Below are 20,426 nucleotides of genomic sequence, written 5' to 3' on the forward strand. Positions count from 1 at the left end.
ATGACCGAACTGGAAACGCAATTATCAACGCTGAAAAGCAACGGTATTGATCTAGACATGCCGGAGCTGTTGCGTTTTAAATCCCTTGCAAAAATGCTTTCTCTTGCTCCCAGCTCGCGAGCAGCCAGTCAAATGGCAGGCGCTGAGCGTTCTTTATTCAAAGGCAGAGGCATGGAGTTTGATGAAGCGCGCCATTATCAGGCGGGTGACGATATTCGCAGCATCGATTGGAGAGTAACGGCCAGAACCGGAAGAACGCATACCAAAGTATTCAGAGAAGAGCGTGAACGACCTGTATTTGTATTGGTTGATTTGACATCGACCATGCAATTTGGCACAAAATTATTATTTAAATCGGTGCAGGCGGCTCATATTGCAGCGCTTGTCTCGTGGGCAGCGGTTGCCCGTGGCGATAAACTCGGTGGAATTGTATTTAACGATGCAAGCGATTTTGAGTGTAAGCCTCGTGCCCAGACGAAAAACGCCCTGCATTTTCTGCATAGTATAATTGAATCGCAAAATGAAGCCTTACGTATGCTTTCACAGGCACTCAATCAAAATACAAGCGATACAACCAATAAGCAATCACAAAACAGGGCCTCGCAAGCAAGCCTTAAGGCATTGCAACGACTGCACTTTATTGCCAAACCAGGTTCGCTTGTGCATATTGCATCAGATTGTGCGCATTTTGACGATGCACACTTTGCCTTGCTTGGCGATATGGCTCGACACTGCGAGCTGAAAATCAGTCTGGTTCGAGATCCCTTTGAGCAAACATTGCCAATTTTAAGCGATACGCAAAGCTTGAGCGTCACTGACGGTTTTTCAAGAAGTGAAATATTAATTGGTGATGCGCATACCAGTCAGGATTATCAGGAGAAACAACGCAAGCAGAATGCAAGCTTTAAACGCGCATGTGCAAAAGTCCGGACTCAAGCCCGCCTTGTCAGCAGTGGTTTGCCCCTTGATTTACAGTTAAATGCCCAGTCGCGAGGTTTTCAAATAGGGAGTTTATTATGAATCCCCTGGATAACTTAGCTGATATCAACATACCGCAAGACGTATCAGCCTGGCCACCCGCCATCGGATGGTATGTGCTAGTGGCATGTATTCTGGCAATTATAGTCGCAAGTGTTTTGTATATTCGTCACCGCAAAAAGCGCTTGCGCGCACGAGAAGATGCCATATCGCTTTTATTAAACATGCAAATTCACTCTGTTAACGAGCATGAAAAAGCGGACTTGCTCAATCGGATGCACCAAGTGCTTAAACAGACACTTCATGACTATTTGCCTCGTAGCAGGGTTTTACAACTACATTCTGCCCAGTGGCGTAATTTACTCATGCAACTCGGTAATAATTCATATACCGAACAATTAATCAAACTCAATCAAATGCAATACGACCAGCGAAAGATTGAACTTGAACCGAGCGAAACAAGGGATGCAATGATTGCCTGGATGAAAGCGAGTTTACCTCCAAAACGGGAGCCTGAACATGTTTGAATTTGTATGGCCTTATGTATTTATTATCTTACCCCTGCCTTTTATTGTCAGAGCTTTTTTGCCTGCCAAGCGAGTTGCAAAATCAGCCGCTTTGCGCGTACCAAGCATCGCCAGTTTTCAGCAAAACACGAGTCAGACACAGGCAAAAGGCAGAGGTTTTGTGCTAGTGAGCTATCTGATCTGGGCCTTGTTGGTTAGCGCAGCCGCCCGTCCCCAATGGCTTGGCGAAGCGATTGCCATACCAAGTGAAGGTCGAGACCTAATGATAGCCGTTGATTTGTCGGGCAGTATGAAGCAAGCGGACATGCAGATTCAAGGGCGTGAAGTCAATCGCTTAACCATGATTAAATATGTACTGGCTGATTTTATCGAGCGGCGAGTAGGCGACAGACTGGGTTTGATTTTGTTTGCAGATACCGCCTATTTGCAAGCTCCCCTCACCTTTGACAGAGACACCGTTCAGACCTTGCTTGATGAAGCAGTGATTGGTTTGGTTGGTGAGCGCACTGCCATAGGTGATGCAATAGGATTGGCGGTTAAGCGATTTAGCGAAAAACAGGAATCAAACCGCGTGCTGGTACTATTAACTGATGGGCAAAATACCGCTGGAAACATTAGTCCCGATCAAGCCCTGGAGCTGGCTAAAGCAAACAAAGTGACGGTTTATACCATTGGCGTTGGGGCAGATGAGCAAATCATAAGCAGTTTTTTTGGTACGCAGAGAAGCATTAACCCTTCGCAAGATCTCGATGAGCGTATGTTAAGTAATATTGCAAGAGAAACCGGCGGTCAATATTTTAGAGCGCGAGACACGCAAGACCTGGTCAATATTTATCAATTACTTGATCAACTTGAGCCTGTAGAAGGCAATATTCAGAAAATGCGCCCACAAAGCGCGCTATTTTATTATCCACTGGCCGCGGCTTGTTTACTGGTATTGCTATCGTTGATTGCCGCGACTGTACGCCCTTTTATCTCTGTAAAGATGGCAAAAAACGACGGTTCTCGAGATGCGTTAAAGGCAAAAGAGGATAAACCTTATGCCTGATTTTCCGACCTTTGCCAACTTTGCAGAATTCCATTTTTTACGACCGCATTTTTTATGGCTTTTGGCGGTATTTGCAATTTTAGTCTTTGTTTGGATGCGCTTTAAACTGAAAAATAGCGAATGGCAACAGATCCTGCCTCATCACTTACATCAAAGACTTGTGGTTTCGAAAGGAAACAAACAAAGCCGGGCTCCCTTTATCTGGCTTTTTGTAGCGCTTTGTATTGCCAGTATCGCTCTGGCGGGTCCCAGTTGGGAAAAATTGCCGCAGCCGGTGTATCAAAGCGAATCGGGCAAGGTCGTAGTGATGGACATGTCCTTATCCATGCGAGCAACAGATGTTTCGCCCAATCGTCTTAGCCGAGCCCGGTTTAAAGCAATCGACTTAATTAAGGAAATTAATGATGGCGAGGTTGGCTTGGTTGCTTATGCATCTGATGCATTTACTATTAGTCCACTTACCGATGATATTTCCAATCTGGAAAACCTTATTCCAAGCTTGAGCCCTGAAATTATGCCCAATTCGGGCAGCAACCCGCTTGCAGGCTTAAAGCATGCCACTGAACTTTTGCAAGGTGCAGGTTATCAAAGTGGTCACGTATATTGGATAACAGACGGCATTGAAAGTGATCAAATTAAGGCGATTCGAGATTTTGTTAACACTAGTGCTTACGCTTTTTCTGCGCTTTTAATTGGCAGCGAAGATGGCGCTCCTATAAAACTTAAGGATGGCAGTTTGCTTAAGGACAATCGAGGTAGCATTGTTATACCTCGAACCAATCCCCGTTATTTAGAGCAGGCACTCAATGCCTCTAACGCGCGAGTGAGCAAGATGAGTATCGATAGCACTGACGTAGATTCCATGATTTTAGCGAGCAATCGACTTGACAGCGCAAGAGAGCAAAACAGCGACCAACAAACCGGCGATACCTACAAAGATGCGGGCATATACCTGACATTACTCCTTTTGCCGATTGCTGCGCTTTTGTTTAGAAGAGGGCTTTTATTTGTTGCCCTGTTAAGCGTTATGCTTCCAATGAGCATCCCTCAACCTGTGTTTGCGCAAAGCGATTCGCAACGTATTGAGAGCGCTGAGAGTGATGATGCAAGTTTAAGTACCGGCCCCAAAACAAAAGGCGTAGCCTCAGCTTTAACGCAAGGCTTGCGCTCTTTATTCTTAAACGATGACCAGCGCGGCAAAGAAGCCTTTGACCAGCAGGATTACAAAGACGCGCAAAACCTGTTCGATGATATCAACTGGCGGGCAGCGGCGGCTTATAAGTCTGGAGATTATGAAAAAGCCTTGGAGCTCTATAGTCAGGCAGATGGTATCGATAGCATCTATAATCGAGGTAACGCATTGGCCAAGCTCCAGCAACTGCAAAAAGCCCTTGAAGCTTATAACAAAGTGCTTAGCCTCGACCCTGAGCATGAAGCCGCGCTAAAAAATAAAAGTATTGTTGAAGAATTGCTAGAACAACAGCAGCAAGAACAGAACAATCAACAAAGCCAGAGCGAAAATCAAAGCCAGCAAGACAAGCAATCGCAGAATGATTCAGGTGAGGGCGATCAGGAACAAAGTTCTGATACGTCAAATCAAGAAAATCAGCAACGCTCTGAACGAAACTCTGATCAAAATAATGAGTCTGATCAAAATCAGGATCAGCAGTCAAACGACAATCAAAACGGGCAACAAAACAATCAACAGCAAGCCCCCTCGCCCGAACAACTTGAGCAAGAAAACAATAAGGATTCCGGTGAATTGGAAGGGGAAAATGCTGAACAAAATCAGGCTTCCGCTCAGGGGCAAATGACAGAAGAAAACTCAGAACCTGCTGGCGAACAACAAGCGATCCAAGCGATCAATCCCGATGAGCTCTCTCCAGAAGAGCGAGAACAAATACAACGAATGCAGACGCTTTTAAACAAAGTGCCCGATGATCCCGCTTATCTTTTGCAGCGCAAAATGCTTTTGGAAGCTCAGCGAAGGAAACAATATTCAGCACCACAAAATCAGGAGCAGGAGTGGTGATGGTAAATGTGATAGAAGGTGATAGTGAAGGAAAAGAAAATAATGCAGTTACATAAGCTTAAATTGTTTTTATATCGATGTTTGCGTAAAGCATTGTGGGCTTTTTCCACCCTTTTGTTTTGGACACTTTTTAGTAAAGTTGCTTTGGCAGAGGTGACGCAACTTAATGCCACCATCGACAAAAATCCGGTTCTGCTTGATGAATCTGTTATGTTACAAATAACGGCGGTAGGTGGTGCAGAGCGAGATGCTATAGACTTTTCAATCTTAACTAAGGATTTTCGCGTTAGCCAACCTTCTGTCAGTCAATCAACACAAATCATCAATTTTGATCGTACTACTACCACGTCGTGGACGCTGCAACTTTTCCCGAGAGAAACCGGAACGTTTACGATCCCTTCATTTAGTATTGATGGTAAAAGCAGTGAGCCCATCAGACTAGAGGTACTTCCGGTATCAGATGCGGCCAGAACTCAACCCCGTGAGTTTTTTGTCACAACACAAGTTAACGATAGCGAAGTATTTTTACAACAACAACTACAGTACACGGTCAAAATTCACCTGGCGGCTGATATTCAACGCGGCAGTCTTTCCGAGCCAGTCCTTGACGGCGCAGTTATTGAGCAATTAGGGGATGACAAGGAATATCAGGAAGTGATAAATGGTGTACGCTACCGCGTGATCGAGCGAAACTTTGCCGTACTCCCACAAGCAAGCGGCGAATTCACCATAGACGGCCCTGTTTTCCAGGCAGAGGTACTTACCAATACGCGTCAAAGCTTTGCATTTTTTAACCGGACCAAAACAATATCGCGCGTTGCCCCACCGCAGTCCATTACCGTTTTGCCTATTCCACAAGACTACCGCTATACCTGGCTTCCCAGTGAGCAAGTGCAGTTGAGTGAACAATGGCAGCTTGGAAATAACAGCAGCACAGACTTAAGTGAAAACGAGTTTGTTGTGGGTGAGCCTGTGACACGAACTGTCACACTGACTGCCATGGGCCTTATGGAAGAGCAACTGCCTGAAATAGACGCGCAGTATCATCCGAGTTTTAAAACCTATCCCGAGCAGGGAAGCAAGGCAACAGTTGAACGGGATAATCGCCTGATCGCTCAATTAGTGCAAAGTACGGCGGTGATCCCTAGCGAGGCAGGAGATTTTGTACTGCCCGAGATCCGTGTGCCCTGGTTTGATGTAAGGACAGGTGATACACGTTTTGCCATCCTTCCGGCTCGTTCCGTAAAAGTCATCGAAGCAAGTGGCAATGCAAACACGCAGGTAGCGCCTGCAAGTAACATCAACACTGACAGTAGCGATGAGGCATTTGAATCTGACGAGCAACTAGCACAGGATGATGATACAAGCGGAGTCGCTGAAACCGCAGCGCAAAATCGCTTTCCTACTCTCTTTTTTGGTTTTGATATCCTTCACGCAATCTTGCTATTTTTACTGGTCATTGCGATAGTAATTGTGTTCATACTTCAAAAACAAGTCGCACGCGCACGCGCCTTTATCTCTAAAAATGGCGCTACAAATGGCGCTGTAAATGGCGCTGCGAGCCATTCTGCCGGTGCTTCCGTTCAGGCCATGGATGAGGCGCAAGCGTGGCAACAGCTAAATCAAGCCCTCCAGTCGCAAAATTTGGGAAAGGTGCAGCATCATCTGCGCATTTGGCTAGGCTATGTTTGCGGAAAACCGGTAACATCAATTACGGCTACATTAAAATCGCTTGACGCAAAAGAAGCGTTAGCAGCACTTAACAATGGTTTATCTCAACAATATTCCAGTGCACCTGGCACATCCGCTTCCGGCTTTGATACTCAGGTATTAAAACAAGCCCTTGAAGCGCTTCGCGTAAATTCCCACAATGGACGGCAAGCGCAAACTCGTACTAGTATGTATCCTCTATAAAACAATTTAAAAAAATAAAGGAAGAAATCGAATGAAGAAGTCCTTGTTCAAACATTCCCAGCTTTGTCTTGCGATGGGTCTTGCTATAGGCATGACAATAGGCCTGAGTGCCTGTAGCCCAAAACCCGAAACACAATCCGAAGCAAGCCCGCAAGGGGCTCAGCAAGAACAAAAAGCCGTTGAAGAACAAAGACAAGCACCGAAAAACGAATCCATGCGATTGGCCCAGTTTTTTGCAGATTCATTTGAAGAGGATCTAAAACGCTCTCCAATGGGTCAAAGTTATCTCGGAATAAAATGGGATTATGGAAAATGGGATGACGTTTCACCAGAAGCCGAAACCCAATTGCGTGAGCTCATGCTCAAGCGTCTCGAGCTTGCGCAGGCGTTTAAACGCGACGAACTTAATGAACAGGAAAAGCTAAGCCTGCAAATTTACGAAGCTGATCTACAACGACGATTGGCAAACGATGAATTTAGGCTACACACTTACATCATGCATCAATTCAGAGCATGGCACACTACCGTTCCAAGCTTTTTGATCAATATTCATCGTATATCTTCGATTGAGGATGCTGAGGCATACATCTCCAGACTAGAGGGGGTGCAGCCTTTGTTTGAGCAAGTTTTTGAGCAGCTTAAGCTACGTGAAAACGCGGGAATTTTTCCGCCCCAATGGTCTTATGATCAAATGATTCAGGCTTCTAATAATGTGATTCAGGGTAATCCATTTGAAGAAAGCAACAAAGATTCGACCTTACTGGCAGATTTTAAGGAAAAGCTCGATGCCCTTGGTTTAAGCAATGCTGAAAAAGGCGGCTTAATTGCCAGAGCAGAACAAGCGTTGCTTGAAAGTGTCAAACCTGCTTATGAAGAAATGATGACCGTTCTTTTAAATCAACGCATGAAAAGTCCTGACGGAGATGGCGTATGGCGCCTGCCAAACGGTGATAGTTGGTATCAGAATCGATTAAATTGGTTCACAACAACAGATTTAAATGCCCAAGAAGTACATGAACTGGGACTTAAGCATGTCCAGCGTATTCATAATGAAATGCGTAACATTATGGAGCAGGTTAATTTTGAAGGTGATTTGCAAGCCTTCTTTAAGTTCATGCGCGAAGACGATCAGTTTTATTATGCTAATGACGAAGAAGGTCGCAATCGTTATTTGACGGAAGCAAAAGCCTACATTGATATGATGGAAGCGAAAATTCCAGAGTATTTTGGACTCATTCCGCAAGCCGACATGATCGTTAAACGCGTTGAAGCCTTCAGAGAACAATCTGCCGGTAAAGCCTTTTACCAGTCTCCGGCAAAAGACGGCTCTCGGCCTGGAATCTACTATGCTAACTTATATGACATGCGAAGCATGCCAACTTACCAGATGGAAGCCCTGGCTTATCATGAAGGCATTCCCGGACATCACATGCAGCGCGCTATCACGCAAGAACTGGAAGGCATTCCGGAATTCCAGAAATACGTTTCCTTTACTGCCTACACCGAAGGTTGGGGACTTTATACCGAGGAACTTGCCAAAGATATGGGCTTCTACAAAGACCCTTACTCCGACTTCGGCCGTCTAGCCATGGAGTTATGGCGAGCATGTCGTTTAGTGGTAGATACAGGTATTCATGAGATGAAGTGGTCACGAGATGAAGCCATTGCCTATTTAATTGAAAATACGCCTAATCCAGAATATGACGCGGTAAAAGCAATTGAACGCTACATCGCGATGCCCGGACAAGCAACGGCCTATATGGTGGGTAAATTAAAAATTATGGAACTGCGAGAAAGGGCCATGCAACGCTTAGGTGATAAATTCAGCTATGCTGATTTTCACGATCAGCTACTAATGCACGGACCTATCCCACTTAATATCTTAGAAGAAAGGATTGATGCATGGCTTGCTGAGCAAGCTGCTAGCTAGGTGTTTCATTAGTTTAAAAATAAACGCGCAATAAAAAAGGCTCAATTTTTGCTGATACAAATTATCAACTTTAATTGAGCCTTTTAGCGTTTACCGACATTTATCGGCTATTGTTCATAAGGGCCAATGTCTGCTGCACCACCAATCGGTCTGGCAATACCGTTGATATCCTCAAAAGACTTCAGGCCATCTATTGCGCCGTCAATCGCCGGTGATGAAGGCATCACATTAAAATTAAAGTTCTGCGCATCAACAAATTGCGGTGAGTCGTAAATAATGTCAGTCGCCAGACTCAGATTATCTTCATCAGCAAATGCACCATCTTTAACTATGATATTGTTTCGAACATCCAGGTTAGAAGACAAGTATTCAAAAAATGCATTCTCCCCTTCGGCTACATGAAAGATATTGTTGTACATGCGCAGATTACTCACATTACCAATGTGCACCTCACTGTCGATTTGAGGGTGAGTCGCATTGGCGAAGCTTACGTTATGCACCACGTCAATGTTGTCTGACGCATAGAGATTAATTCCGCGGCCACCATTATTGTAGGTGATATTATTTTCAATCAAGGTGCGACCGGAATAAATTCCTACCAAACCATCGCTTGTATAGCCTTGGTCGATAGCAAGTGCATCAATAATGATACCGTTGCCGTCGGTGACGCGCTCTTGAAGCTCAGGCGAACTGCTTGCGTAGAAATTAAAGTAGTTATAATTTCCGTAAGATATATTGCCTGTGATCACTGTGCGGTAAGTTTCAGTGTTGTCATCATAGTTGTGATTCTCCCATACCGAAATACCACTTGGCGCCCATACGTTGTAATACGCATTGTTGTGCACAAGGTTATTTTTAATCAAAATGTAGTCGGCGCGCTTCATTGCGATCCCACCTGCTGACATTTCAAATATATGATTATTTTCAATGATAATATGATGAGGATAAGTGTATTCACCATCAACTTGACGTGACTCTGTTCCAATACCTACACCCACTAACCCTTCTGCATACCAGTTATCTTGACGAATGGCTTCAGCTTCTTCGGGGGTGATGGAGCCAGCTAATCCACTTATCTTCAAACCTTTTACGCGAACGTAAGATGCACCGTTTAATACAACGCCATTTGGTCCTCTTACAATAAAGTGCGCTGTACCGGGCTCATAGGCTTCAATGCTGATCCAGTTATCTGCTGTTCCTGACTGCGATAGGCTAATACTCGTGCCATAGCCTGGCGTCGGATATTCACCCGGCATAACAATCAGTTTGTCTCCTGCTTGCAGCTTATCAGCGCCAACCTGAGGTGTTTTCACAGCCGTTTCAATACTCAAACCATCGTTGCTATCGTCACCCTCTGGTGACACATAATAATCTGTGCCTGATGTACGCACATATTCAATGTCGTAGGCGACTTCACTCGGTGGGGGCGCTACACCGCCAGTATCTCCTATGCGCTCAACCACACTGCGATTAATCCCAAACCCTTTCTCAAACCAGCCGGTACCGGAAGCATCTGTCTTACCACGCTCGCCTTGCTCTTCACCGTTGACACTGCGAACCACTACATTATCAAAATAGAAGGCGTTTTCAGTATGAGAATCGGCGCTTGCGTTGATACCAATAAAGAAGTGAACTTCAGATACATTGCAGTCTTCAACAGCAACACAGTCGTCAGCCAGATTGAAATCACTCTTGTTAAGCGTAATTGTTGTCCACTCTCCAGGCGAATAGGTATTGTAGTGAGGCGCTACATCGACAGAGTTTGCGTTGCGTAAATAGACCCAAAAGCTTTGTGCTACATCCGACTTGACATCAAAGCTTACGGTTTCAAAATCATCGAAGCTAAATGTATTTTCCAATATCAGTGCAGCTACTGCATGCCAGCGATTGATAGGCGTTATTGCCAACTCAGCTTTAAAGGCATAGCCAATTTGCACAGGGTTATCTGCAAGCTCGCGAGTGATACTCGTTGAAGTTTGACCGTAGCCCACACTCAACCAGCCTGTTCCCGCTTCGTCTACTTTACCTCTGTTCACATTGGTATCGTTACTTCCATCGTTTATTACCAGATTGTCAAAGTAAAAACTATTGCTTGAATGCGCGTCAAAATAGGGATCGATTCCTACAAAAAACTGCACGCTGGCAATATCAACGCCGGAAGGGTTATTAAAATCGCTTGCGGTCAAGGTAACGGTTCCCCAGGAATCACCTGCATAAGTATTGTAATACGCAGCAATATCCTGATTACTCGAGTCCCTCAGATATACCCAGTAGCTTTGTGGTAAGTCCGCTTTAACTTCAAAAGTAAGGGTGTTGAAGTCTTCTGCCGCAACGGGCTCTTCAAGTTGCAGACCACTAACACTATTCCAACGTTTTCCGGCTGCCAGTGCCACGTCTGTTTTAATTACGTAGTCGATTTGCGGCTGAGAATTAATTATATAGTCTTCCACCGCAGGTACCGTTTCGGTGCGCGCTGGAAAGTTGATCCCGCCGTATTGCAAAAACTGCTCTGCACCGCGTCTTCTGTTCCACATACTAGTGGGTTCGTAAATTCGATGATTATCTGGAGCCAGTGACGCCAGTAAACTATCAACCAAATTCAATCGCAAGCGACCTAGCTGGGTTTGTGGGTCGGACGTAGTCTGGAACATAACATGAGATTGGCCACTGAATACCGGTGCGATTTCATTCCAAAAGGCCATCGTCCGCTCATGATCTTTTGATGGACCGTAAGAAATCAGCACATAGGCATTTGATTCATCCGCCCAGGTAGAGGTTTTATCCAATACATATTGAATATCATCCAAGTGACGCTGATACCAATGAGAGCTTTCGTTGATGTCCTGCCAGTACCCCATCCAAACTGACACCCGCAATACATTGGCGCCATTCTCTGAAATCAGGTTTTTGATATAGCCTTCATAACCCTCTTCATTCGCTTTCATGTGCTCAATGTCGTAAATATCGACAAAAAAATCGACACCCACAAAAGCTTCGTTTGTATCTGTATAAACTTCCTGCGCACTCTGATCCCATATTACAGGACCACGATTTGACGCTTGCGCAGATAAAGCTAAACAGGCAAACAACGCGACAAAGAGGTAGAGTTTGACCGATTGATATAAAGTGTTCATAGTTTTATCCGTAAAATGCGACGTTCATTTATGGCATTTGGCGACTTAGATTGTGAGTTCACCAATTCTTCATTTATATTGAATACATGTTTGTTCTGCTTATTTATTGAAGTGACAAAACATTAACGACATTATTCGTAAAATAAATGTTAAAAAAGTGTATATTTTGCATACATTAAGCGCTATAAATTTATCGGATACATATATAATTATTTCGGCGCGAATGTTTTTTGAGCGATATTTGCATTCAGCTTTTTTATTGCTTGAACTAATAAAATTTTATAAATATCAAAGAGTAATGTTTACGGAAAAAGCCCAAACGCTTACTCTTTACGTTATTTTTTGGTGAGATTACTTTATTTACCACTGGCATCTCTGTCCTTTCCACTTGTTTATGCAGGTATCTGGGCATATACCTTTGGCTTATATTCAATCGAGGGGGCATGCATGTTCAATATAAAAGCGATTTTTTATTATGTTTGGGAATAAAATCGATGTGTCGCCGGTCTCTACCGATATGATGACAAAACAAAAACGATACGAAGCCTTGGTAAAAGCATTGCATGCTGATGTTTTTCGCTATGCTGTTTGGCTGATAAAAGACAGGGCCATTGCCGAAGATGTGGTTCAAGAGACCTTCCTTCGCGCCTGGAAATCTTTAGATTCGCTGCAGGATGAATCAGCAGCAAAGTCGTGGCTGATAACGATCTTAAGGAGAGAAAATGCCAGGCGATTTGAGCGAAAGCAATTTGATTTGGTAGATATTGATGATGTGAGTGTTTCCGACCCGGGTGCAAGTAGCGACGGACACGCAGAAAATCGCCAATTGCGAAAAGCCATTGCTTCTTTAAGTGATGAGTACAGAGAGCCAATCGTTATGCAGGTGTTAATGGGTTTTAATGGCGACGAAATCGCAAAGCAATTAAATTTAAACAAAAATACGGTGATGACTCGGCTGTTTAGAGCGCGCAGTCAAATTAAAGAGATAATGACCGGTGATCAGGCAGTTGGAGTACAGAAAAATGGATGATATTACCTTTAGACGCACCATTTACGCTGACCCATTTACTCAAGACCCTGAGATAATTGAGGCAGCGAAAAATGACCCGAAAAAACAAGCTTTTTGGGAAGAGGTTCGTGCTATGGAAACAGCTATTCACAGTGCAATGGACATACCTGTTCCTGACGATCTGGCTGATAAACTCATCCTTCGTCAAACGATGAAAACCCATCAGCAAAATAAACGAAAAAGCCCGTGGTATATCGCGCTGGCGGCTTCTTTACTGCTTACGAGTGCACTTACGGTAGGCATACTGACAAGCAGTTCAGGGAGCTTAATTGGTGATGTATATGCGCATATAGAACACATGGACTATGAATCAAACAAGGGAGCGAAAGTTGACCTTTTGAGTATCAACAACAAGCTTGCCAGTTATAATGGCCAACTGCAGGATGGCATGGGTGAGATATTGTCTGCAAATTATTGTTATCTGAATTCGATTAAAAGTTTGCATTTGATTGTTAAAGGTGAAAATGGCTTGGCTTCGTTGTTTGTCCTGCCCTCTCAAGTAGCAAAAGATGTCGATGAACAATTCGCAAATGATAAGTATACTGGAAAGGCCTTTCTGCTGGAGTCAGCGAAAATTATCATTGTGGGTGAAGATGGTCAGCAGGTTGATGATTTGGCGCAGCGGGCGAAACAACTGCTTAATTTTTCGGTTTAATACGCCAGCATTATTTATCGTCCCGCCTCTTTTAAAACAGGTGGCAAAACTTATCAGTTGCGCCGCCTTTTTTACATTTCGATAACAAGTGACTTTTTTATAATAAATTCAAACAAATAAATACGCTTACGACGGTGAAGCAATGCAAGTAAATCGGCCTGCTCTCTTCCGATTTACTCTCAAGGTGTTACCATATAAAAAAAGCAATCAAGAGGTACACATGGAATTTGGGACATATATATCCTTGGCAATCTATTTTATCGCTATGTTAGGCATAGGCGTATACGCCTATCGAACTAATGAGGAGAGCGCATCGGGGTATCTATTGGGCGGACGAAAGTTATCCGCTCCGGTTACCGCCCTGTCAGCGGGTGCTTCCGACATGAGCGGTTGGATGCTAATGGGTGTTCCCGGTGCCATGTATGTTTCAGGCGCTTCTTCTTTGTGGATAGTGTTCGGATTGTGTTTAGGAGCTTGGTTTAATTACTTGCTTGTTGCGCCGAGGCTTCGTGTGTTTACTGAAGTGGCTAATGACGCCATTACCTTGCCTGATTTCTTCGAGAACCGCTTTTTGGACAATACGCACATTTTGCGTATAGTCGCCTCGGTAGTCATCATTATTTTCTTCACGGTTTATACATCTTCAGGCGTGGTTGCAGGAGGCAAATTATTTGAATCGTCTTTTGGTGTAGATTATAGCTGGGGCGTATTTATTACCGCAGGCGTGGTGGTTGCCTACACGCTGGTAGGCGGGTTTATGGCGGTTTCGTTAACTGACTTCATTCAGGGCTGCATAATGTTTATTGCCCTGATTCTAGTGCCAACGGTCGTGATGTTTGAACTTGGTGGCATCAATTCAACCTTAACGGCACTTTCCGATATTGACCCTGCGCTATTACAGTTGTTTGAAGATGCTGCCACCGGCCAGACATTAGGCTTTATAGCGGTAGTCTCTTTGATGTCCTGGGGCTTGGGTTATTTCGGCCAGCCTCACATTATTGTGAGATTTATGGCGATTGGATCGCTCAAACAGATCCCAACTGCACGCCGAATTGGTATGACATGGATGATAATAGCTCTATTTGGTGCAGCGATGACGGGTCTGTTTGGATTGGCTTACATGAGTGAGACAACGGCTTCTATCGACGACAGTGAAACTATTTTTATCGTTTTATCGCAAATTCTGTTTCACCCTCTCATAGGGGGCTTTTTGCTGGCAGCAATTTTAGCTGCAATCATGAGTACTATTTCGTCTCAACTTTTGGTTACTTCAAGTTCTTTAACACGAGATATTTACGTCAGCTTTTTACACAAAGATGCGTCCGAAAAGATGCAGGTATTGGTGGGACGCATCTCGGTATTAGTTGTGGCAATTGTTGCCATTATTCTGGCTTTTGGTGAAAATAAAACGATTTTATCATTAGTCAGTCACGCTTGGGCAGGATTTGGCGCAGCATTTGGTCCATTAGTACTATTTACACTATTCTGGCGCAATATGACGCAAAAAGCCGCTATCGGGGGAATTGTTGCCGGGGCAATTACTGTGCTTATCTGGATTTATGCCCCTCTAAGTGAAGAGCCCGACAGCATTTTCCAAACGCTTTATGCTATTATTCCTGGATTTATCATATCCTCACTTGTGATTTTTATCACCGGGTCTTTATTTCCGCCAAAATCTAAAGAAATCGCAGATTTGTACGATGAATATAAATTGCAATTAAAAAATAAAAATTTCGGAAACGAGTAACTCGATAAATGGCCTTTTTTGCGGCGCGTCAGCCTATACTGAATTCGAAGAAAGAGCTCTTCGGATATGAATTATTGTTTCGCACGAGTATGGAAAATGCATTTCCCGACGTAGACGAAGAAAAGGCCACATCCAAGATGATTGAGGGGCTCTATTTAGATTTGGGCCTTGATCGCATCGCTGCCGATAAACTTGCTTTTATCAATTTTACCAAGTCTTCAATTATGGCAGGACACCCCACACTCCTTCCAAAAGAAACCGTAGTGGTTGAAGTATTGGAAACAGTAAAACCCACTAGAGCCATATATACCCGACTCAAACAGATGCACACCAAAGGCTATACACTAGCGCTTGATGATTTTGTGCATCATCCCGATTGGGAACCCTTTTATCCGCTTTGCAAAATTATCAAAGTGGATTGCCTGAATATCAGCGAAACCGAGCTTGCGCAAACCGTAAATGTTATAAAAAGACATCCTCACATTCAGTTGCTTGCTGAAAAAGTGGAAAGTGTTGAAGAGTTCGAACGATATAAAGCATTAGGCTTTACGCTTTTTCAGGGCTACTTTTTTAGCAAACCTGAGGTGATTCAAAGCGTTTCACTTTCATCATCTCAAAGCATGCTCAGTTCATTGCTAAGTGAAGTGTCAAAATTAGAGCCAAACATAAATAACATTGTAAAACTTTTTGAGCTGGACCCCGGACTGTCGTTCAAACTACTGCGCTATGCTCAATCTCCATATTTTCAGCGTCGCAATAAGATTGAAAATATCAAGCAAGCAATCATCATGTTAGGCAAGAGTGAATTAGAGCGTTTTATTACGCTGCTTTTTGCCGCAACCTTTGGAGAGGATAAGCCTGATGAACTCATTCGCCTATCACTTCAAAGAGCTAAATTCTGCGAATTTTTTGCCGAAAAAACAGCGCATAAAGACAGATTATCTTCCGCATTTCTAGTGGGCATGCTCTCGCTTTTAGATGCCATGCTAGACGCCAATCTGGCATCACTTATCAGCAAGTTGCCCTTATCAGCTGATATAAAAATTGCCTTGGTGCGCCAACAAGGCTGGTTAGCAGACTGTGTACAGTTGTGTAAGGATTTTGAGCAAGCAAATTGGGAAGCGATGGTGCAGGGTTGCGCCAAATATGGTGTCGATCATGATGTGATGCTTGAAGCTTACAACGACTCCATTTTATGGTCTGAGCAAAGGCTGGTGTTAATTCAGTAAGCGTCTTTTCGCTTACTTAACAGCTTTATAACAAAACTGAAAATAGAGCGCGTTTATCTTTGTATATTAATTGTGCTGAAGGCCATTTAGTTGCTAGACAATCAAAAATTTGCGCAGTTTGGTGGTTCCAAATAAGCGGATTTTTGGGCAGTATAGCAATTAAATGGCCTCAGCCCTGCGGGTTGGGCCTAAAATTGGCGATAACTGCGTTATTCCTAATTCGTTTGGAACCACCAAACTTCATCAGCAATGCCTTGTTCTCGCCAATTTTAGACGCCAACACAATTAATGAACAAAGATAAACACGCTCTGGTTATGAAATAGTAATTAATCATAGCCAATTGTCATAAATTCGTTTTGTTAAATGTGTTAGAGTTCTATCTATATAGTTTTCTGATATATAAAGGACCCGCTATTCATGAGCGCATCAGAGCACAATAGCCAGAGCACCAAAACAATCTCCCACCTCAAACAACTTGAAGCGGAAAGCATACAGATATTTCGGGAAGTAGCAGCGGAATTTGACAACCCCGTTATGCTTTATTCTGTCGGTAAAGATTCCTCCGTTTTGCTTCATTTGGCGCGAAAGGCCTTCGCTCCTGGCACCATTCCTTTTCCCCTATTGCATGTGGACACCACGTGGAAATTCCGTGAAATGATTGAATTTAGAGACCGGATGGCACAAAAGCATAATCTCAATTTGCTGGTGCATATCAATCAGGAAGGAGTGGATCAGGGTATCAATCCATTTTCTGTGGGAAGCGCGAAACACACCGACATCATGAAAACCGCTGCCCTTAAACAGGCATTGAACAAATATAAATTTGATGCGGCTTTTGGTGGTGCGCGCCGAGATGAAGAAAAATCACGAGCAAAAGAACGCGTATATTCATTTAGAGATGAAAACCATCGCTGGGACCCAAAAAATCAGCGCCCCGAACTTTGGAATATTTACAACTCGCAAATCAACAAAGGCGAGAGCATTCGTGTGTTTCCAATGTCTAATTGGACAGAACTGGATATTTGGCAATATATTTATATGGAAAATATTGAGATACCTTCACTATATTTAGCAAAACCTAGACCTGTGGTAGAGCGAGACGGTGTGCTAATCATGGTTGACGATGAACGTATGCCCCTGCACGAGGGTGAGAAACCTCAAATGAAGTCTGTCAGATTCAGAACACTGGGTTGTTACCCGCTGACCGGAGCAGTTGAATCAACCGCAAGCACCTTACCAGAGGTCATACAGGAAATGCTGTTAACGAAAACATCTGAACGACAAGGCCGAGTGATTGATCACGACTCCTCAGGTTCGATGGAAAAGAAAAAAATGGAAGGGTATTTTTAATGACAGATACAAATGTAGTATGGCATCAGTACACTATCGATAAACAAGAGCGTGCAAAATCACTTGGTCAAAAACCAGCCGTCATTTGGCTGACCGGACTCTCTGGCTCGGGTAAATCTACTTTGGCAAATCTGTTAGAGAAAAAGCTCCATCAACATTCTCATCATACTTACTTACTGGATGGCGACAATGTGAGGCACGGCTTGTGTGGCGATCTGGGCTTTGATGACAAAGCACGGGTAGAAAATATTCGCCGCATAAGTGAAGTATCCAAGCTTTTTGTCGATGCCGGATTAATTGTGCTCACCGCGTTTATTTCCCCGTTTAGGGATGATCGCCGATTTTGTCGTTCATTACTTAAAGAGGGTGAGTTTATTGAGGTGTTTGTCGATACACCATTGGAAGTTTGCGAACAGCGCGATCCAAAAGGCTTGTACAAAAAGGCGCGCGCAGGCGATATCAAACATTTTACCGGGATAGATTCCGAATATCAGGTGCCAGAATCGCCAGAAGTGCACTTTGAATACAGGGATGAATCCCCTGAAGACAGCGCTGAAAGACTTTACCTTGCTCTTAAACAAAAAGGGTATGTGTCATGAGCCGCTTCGAAATAACACAAACCTTGGTTGATGCAGTTACAAAAATCGCGGTCGAAGCAGGTGAGCGAATTCTCACTATTTATGACAAGGATTTTAAGATCTATGAGAAAAACGATGCATCTCCTTTAACAGAGGCAGACTTGGCGGCTCATCTTCATATTGTTGAGAGTTTAAGCAATCTTGCTGACCTTCCCATTTTGTCCGAGGAGTCATCCAATATTTCATGGGAAACGCGCAAATCCTGGTCTCGCTACTGGCTTGTAGACCCACTGGACGGCACCAAAGAGTTTATCAAGAAAAATGGAGAATTTACGGTCAATATTGCATTGATTGAATATGGCGAGCCCACGCTAGGTGTGGTACACGCCCCCGTTCTAGATACGACTTATGTCGGTTGGGTAGGTGAAAAAGCTTACAAGCTTGTCAACGGCAATGAGAAAGCCATTCACATTAAGCCTCATCAAGAGGGAGAAACCTGGCAGGTCGTTGGAAGTCGCTCACATCAAAGCCCTGAAATAAACAAAGTACTGGATGCGCTTGGCGGCGAGAGTGAACTCGTCGCAATGGGAAGCTCGCTTAAACTTTGCTGTGTTGCTGATGGCACTGCCCATGTATATCCTAGAGTTGGCCCAACGAGTGAATGGGACACAGCCGCGGCGCATGCAGTCGTGTCGGCAGCAGGCGGAAAGGTGGTAGTGCTTGATTTAGACAAGCCCTTTGACGATGATGCCCATCCCTTGCGTTACAATCAAAAAGAATCCTTATTAAATCCCTTTTTCATGGTAAAAAGTTGATATGAACAATCAGAACGAATTATTAAAAACCGATATACTAGAATATTTGGAGCAACACGAGAAAAAGGACCTGCTGAGGTTTTTAACATGCGGAAGTGTGGATGACGGCAAAAGCACCTTGATTGGCCGATTGCTGCACGATTCTAAAATGATTTACGAAGATCAGCTTGCTGCCATTACCAACGACAGTAAAAAAGTAGGCACCACCGGCGACAAGGTGGATTTGGCACTTTTAGTTGATGGCTTGCAGTCGGAACGTGAGCAAGGCATTACCATTGATGTGGCCTATCGTTATTTTAGTACGGATAAACGTAAATTTATCATCGCCGATACGCCAGGACACGAACAGTACACTCGCAACATGGTAACCGGCGCCTCAACCTGCGATTTGGCTATTATACTGATTGATGCCCGTGCGGGTGTAAAAACGCAAACTAAACGACACAGCTTTTTAGCTTCGCTCCTTGGCATAAAACACGTGGTAGTGGCGATCAATAAAATGGACTTGATGGATTACCGTCAAGACGTTTATGAGAAAATTCGTGAAGACTATTTGGTGTTTTCAAAGCAATTAAACATCCCTGACATACGCTTTGTCCCAATATCTGCCCTTGAGGGAGATAACGTTGTCAATCGCAGCGAGCATACCCCATGGTTTGACGGCGACTTGCTGATGGAAACGCTTGAGACGATTCAGATCACGCCACAGCGATACGATGATTTCAGATTCCCGGTACAGTATGTAAACCGTCCAAACCTAAACTTCAGAGGCTTTGCCGGTACGATTGTTTCAGGTGCAGTTGATGTGGGCGATCCCATCACTGTTTTACCGTCTGGCAAGCAATCAAAAATAAAAACAATTACCACTTTTGATGGTGATTTACCGCGAGGAGAAGCGCCTAATGCGGTCACCATTACCCTTGAAGATGAGATTGATATTTCTCGCGGGGATATGATCGTAAAAACCGGCAGCAAACCACTTAATACGAATGAATATCGCACGCACATGGTATGGATGTCTGAAGACGCTCTGATTCCCAACAAACAATATAGCTTTAAATTTGCGACTAAATTAGTCAGTGGAAGCGTAGCGAACATCGAGCATAAAATTGATGTGAATACATTAGAAGAAAGCGATGCTCTTCACTTGAACCTTAATGAAATCGGTATTGTTGATATTCGACTCACGCAAACTGTAGCATGCGATCCATATACAGAAAATCGCGCAACTGGTGCTTTTATCGTTATTGACAGACTAACTAACGGTACGGTAGGTGCAGGTATGGTCATTTCAGCGCATGCATCAAAAACACCCAAAGGCGCCTATTCAGAGTTTGAATTGGAGTTTAACGCCTTAGTCAGAAAGCATTTTCCGCATTGGGGAGCGATTGATATCAGCCAAGGTTGATTGACGAAGTA

At 43.9% G+C, this 20,426-nt stretch carries 15 protein-coding genes; 14 read left to right on the plus strand and 1 reads right to left on the minus strand.

Going from position 1 to position 20,426, the window contains the following annotated elements; genetic code table 11:
• From D6V41_RS13745 to D6V41_RS13770, 6 genes are read left to right on the plus strand one after another with little or no spacing between them, the layout of a single operon-like run.
• Positions 1 to 1,020: a DUF58 domain-containing protein gene (locus D6V41_RS13745; RefSeq protein WP_136252100.1), complete on the plus strand. Its 1,020-nt coding sequence runs from the start codon at positions 1 to 3 to the stop codon at positions 1,018 to 1,020.
• The gene (locus D6V41_RS13750) at positions 1,017 to 1,505 is read left to right on the plus strand and encodes a DUF4381 domain-containing protein (RefSeq protein WP_136252101.1); all 489 of its coding nucleotides are present in this window, start codon (positions 1,017 to 1,019) and stop codon (positions 1,503 to 1,505) included. The genes D6V41_RS13745 and D6V41_RS13750 overlap by 4 nt, the downstream gene beginning before the upstream one ends.
• A complete protein-coding gene (locus D6V41_RS13755; RefSeq protein WP_136252102.1) occupies positions 1,498 to 2,553 on the plus strand; it encodes a vWA domain-containing protein in 1,056 nt (351 codons plus the stop codon). The genes D6V41_RS13750 and D6V41_RS13755 overlap by 8 nt, the downstream gene beginning before the upstream one ends.
• Positions 2,546 to 4,585 (plus strand): VWA domain-containing protein, encoded by a 2,040-nt coding sequence (locus D6V41_RS13760; RefSeq protein ID WP_136252103.1) that lies wholly within the window; start codon positions 2,546 to 2,548, stop codon positions 4,583 to 4,585. Before D6V41_RS13755 ends, D6V41_RS13760 begins: the two co-directional genes overlap by 8 nt.
• 42 nt (positions 4,586 to 4,627) lie before the next feature.
• Positions 4,628 to 6,499 (plus strand): BatD family protein, encoded by a 1,872-nt coding sequence (locus tag D6V41_RS13765; protein ID WP_136252104.1) that lies wholly within the window; start codon positions 4,628 to 4,630, stop codon positions 6,497 to 6,499.
• A gap of 31 nt (positions 6,500 to 6,530) precedes the next feature.
• Positions 6,531 to 8,429 carry a DUF885 domain-containing protein gene (locus D6V41_RS13770; RefSeq protein ID WP_136252105.1) on the plus strand — a complete coding sequence of 633 codons (1,899 nt, stop codon included), beginning with the start codon at positions 6,531 to 6,533 and terminating at the stop codon, positions 8,427 to 8,429.
• A gap of 107 nt (positions 8,430 to 8,536) precedes the next feature.
• Here the strand turns inward: D6V41_RS13770 and D6V41_RS13775 are convergent, their stop codons facing one another.
• On the minus strand, positions 8,537 to 11,563 hold the full coding sequence (locus tag D6V41_RS13775) for a right-handed parallel beta-helix repeat-containing protein (protein ID WP_136252106.1): 3,027 nt from the start codon (positions 11,561 to 11,563) through the stop codon (positions 8,537 to 8,539).
• Positions 11,564 to 12,038: 475 nt separating this feature from the next.
• Here D6V41_RS13775 and D6V41_RS13780 point away from each other — a divergent pair, with 475 nt between their 5' ends.
• The 8 genes from D6V41_RS13780 (at position 12,039) to cysN (ending at position 20,415) form a co-directional block, all read left to right on the plus strand.
• Positions 12,039 to 12,593 (plus strand): sigma-70 family RNA polymerase sigma factor, encoded by a 555-nt coding sequence (locus D6V41_RS13780; protein WP_136252107.1) that lies wholly within the window; start codon positions 12,039 to 12,041, stop codon positions 12,591 to 12,593.
• On the plus strand, positions 12,586 to 13,287 hold the full coding sequence (locus D6V41_RS13785) for a DUF3379 family protein (protein WP_136252108.1): 702 nt from the start codon (positions 12,586 to 12,588) through the stop codon (positions 13,285 to 13,287). Before D6V41_RS13780 ends, D6V41_RS13785 begins: the two co-directional genes overlap by 8 nt.
• Before the next feature lie 220 nt (positions 13,288 to 13,507).
• Positions 13,508 to 15,034, plus strand: coding sequence for a sodium/proline symporter PutP (gene putP / locus D6V41_RS13790; protein ID WP_136252109.1), 1,527 nt, complete (start codon positions 13,508 to 13,510; stop codon positions 15,032 to 15,034).
• Between the two features lie 8 nt (positions 15,035 to 15,042).
• On the plus strand, positions 15,043 to 16,263 hold the full coding sequence (locus D6V41_RS13795) for an EAL and HDOD domain-containing protein (protein ID WP_136252110.1): 1,221 nt from the start codon (positions 15,043 to 15,045) through the stop codon (positions 16,261 to 16,263).
• Positions 16,264 to 16,681: 418 nt separating this feature from the next.
• Positions 16,682 to 17,614 carry a sulfate adenylyltransferase subunit CysD gene (gene cysD, locus D6V41_RS13800; protein ID WP_136252111.1) on the plus strand — a complete coding sequence of 311 codons (933 nt, stop codon included), beginning with the start codon at positions 16,682 to 16,684 and terminating at the stop codon, positions 17,612 to 17,614.
• Positions 17,614 to 18,213: an adenylyl-sulfate kinase gene (cysC, locus tag D6V41_RS13805; protein WP_136252112.1), complete on the plus strand. Its 600-nt coding sequence runs from the start codon at positions 17,614 to 17,616 to the stop codon at positions 18,211 to 18,213. The genes cysD and cysC overlap by 1 nt, the downstream gene beginning before the upstream one ends.
• Positions 18,210 to 19,007 carry a 3'(2'),5'-bisphosphate nucleotidase CysQ gene (cysQ, locus tag D6V41_RS13810; protein ID WP_136252113.1) on the plus strand — a complete coding sequence of 266 codons (798 nt, stop codon included), beginning with the start codon at positions 18,210 to 18,212 and terminating at the stop codon, positions 19,005 to 19,007. The genes cysC and cysQ overlap by 4 nt, the downstream gene beginning before the upstream one ends.
• Before the next feature lies 1 nt (position 19,008).
• Positions 19,009 to 20,415: a sulfate adenylyltransferase subunit CysN gene (gene cysN, locus D6V41_RS13815; protein ID WP_136252114.1), complete on the plus strand. Its 1,407-nt coding sequence runs from the start codon at positions 19,009 to 19,011 to the stop codon at positions 20,413 to 20,415.
• Positions 20,416 to 20,426 lie beyond the last annotated feature (11 nt).

Source organism: Ningiella ruwaisensis (assembly GCF_004798935.1).
In the GTDB taxonomy this organism is placed as follows: domain Bacteria; phylum Pseudomonadota; class Gammaproteobacteria; order Enterobacterales; family Alteromonadaceae; genus Glaciecola; species Glaciecola ruwaisensis.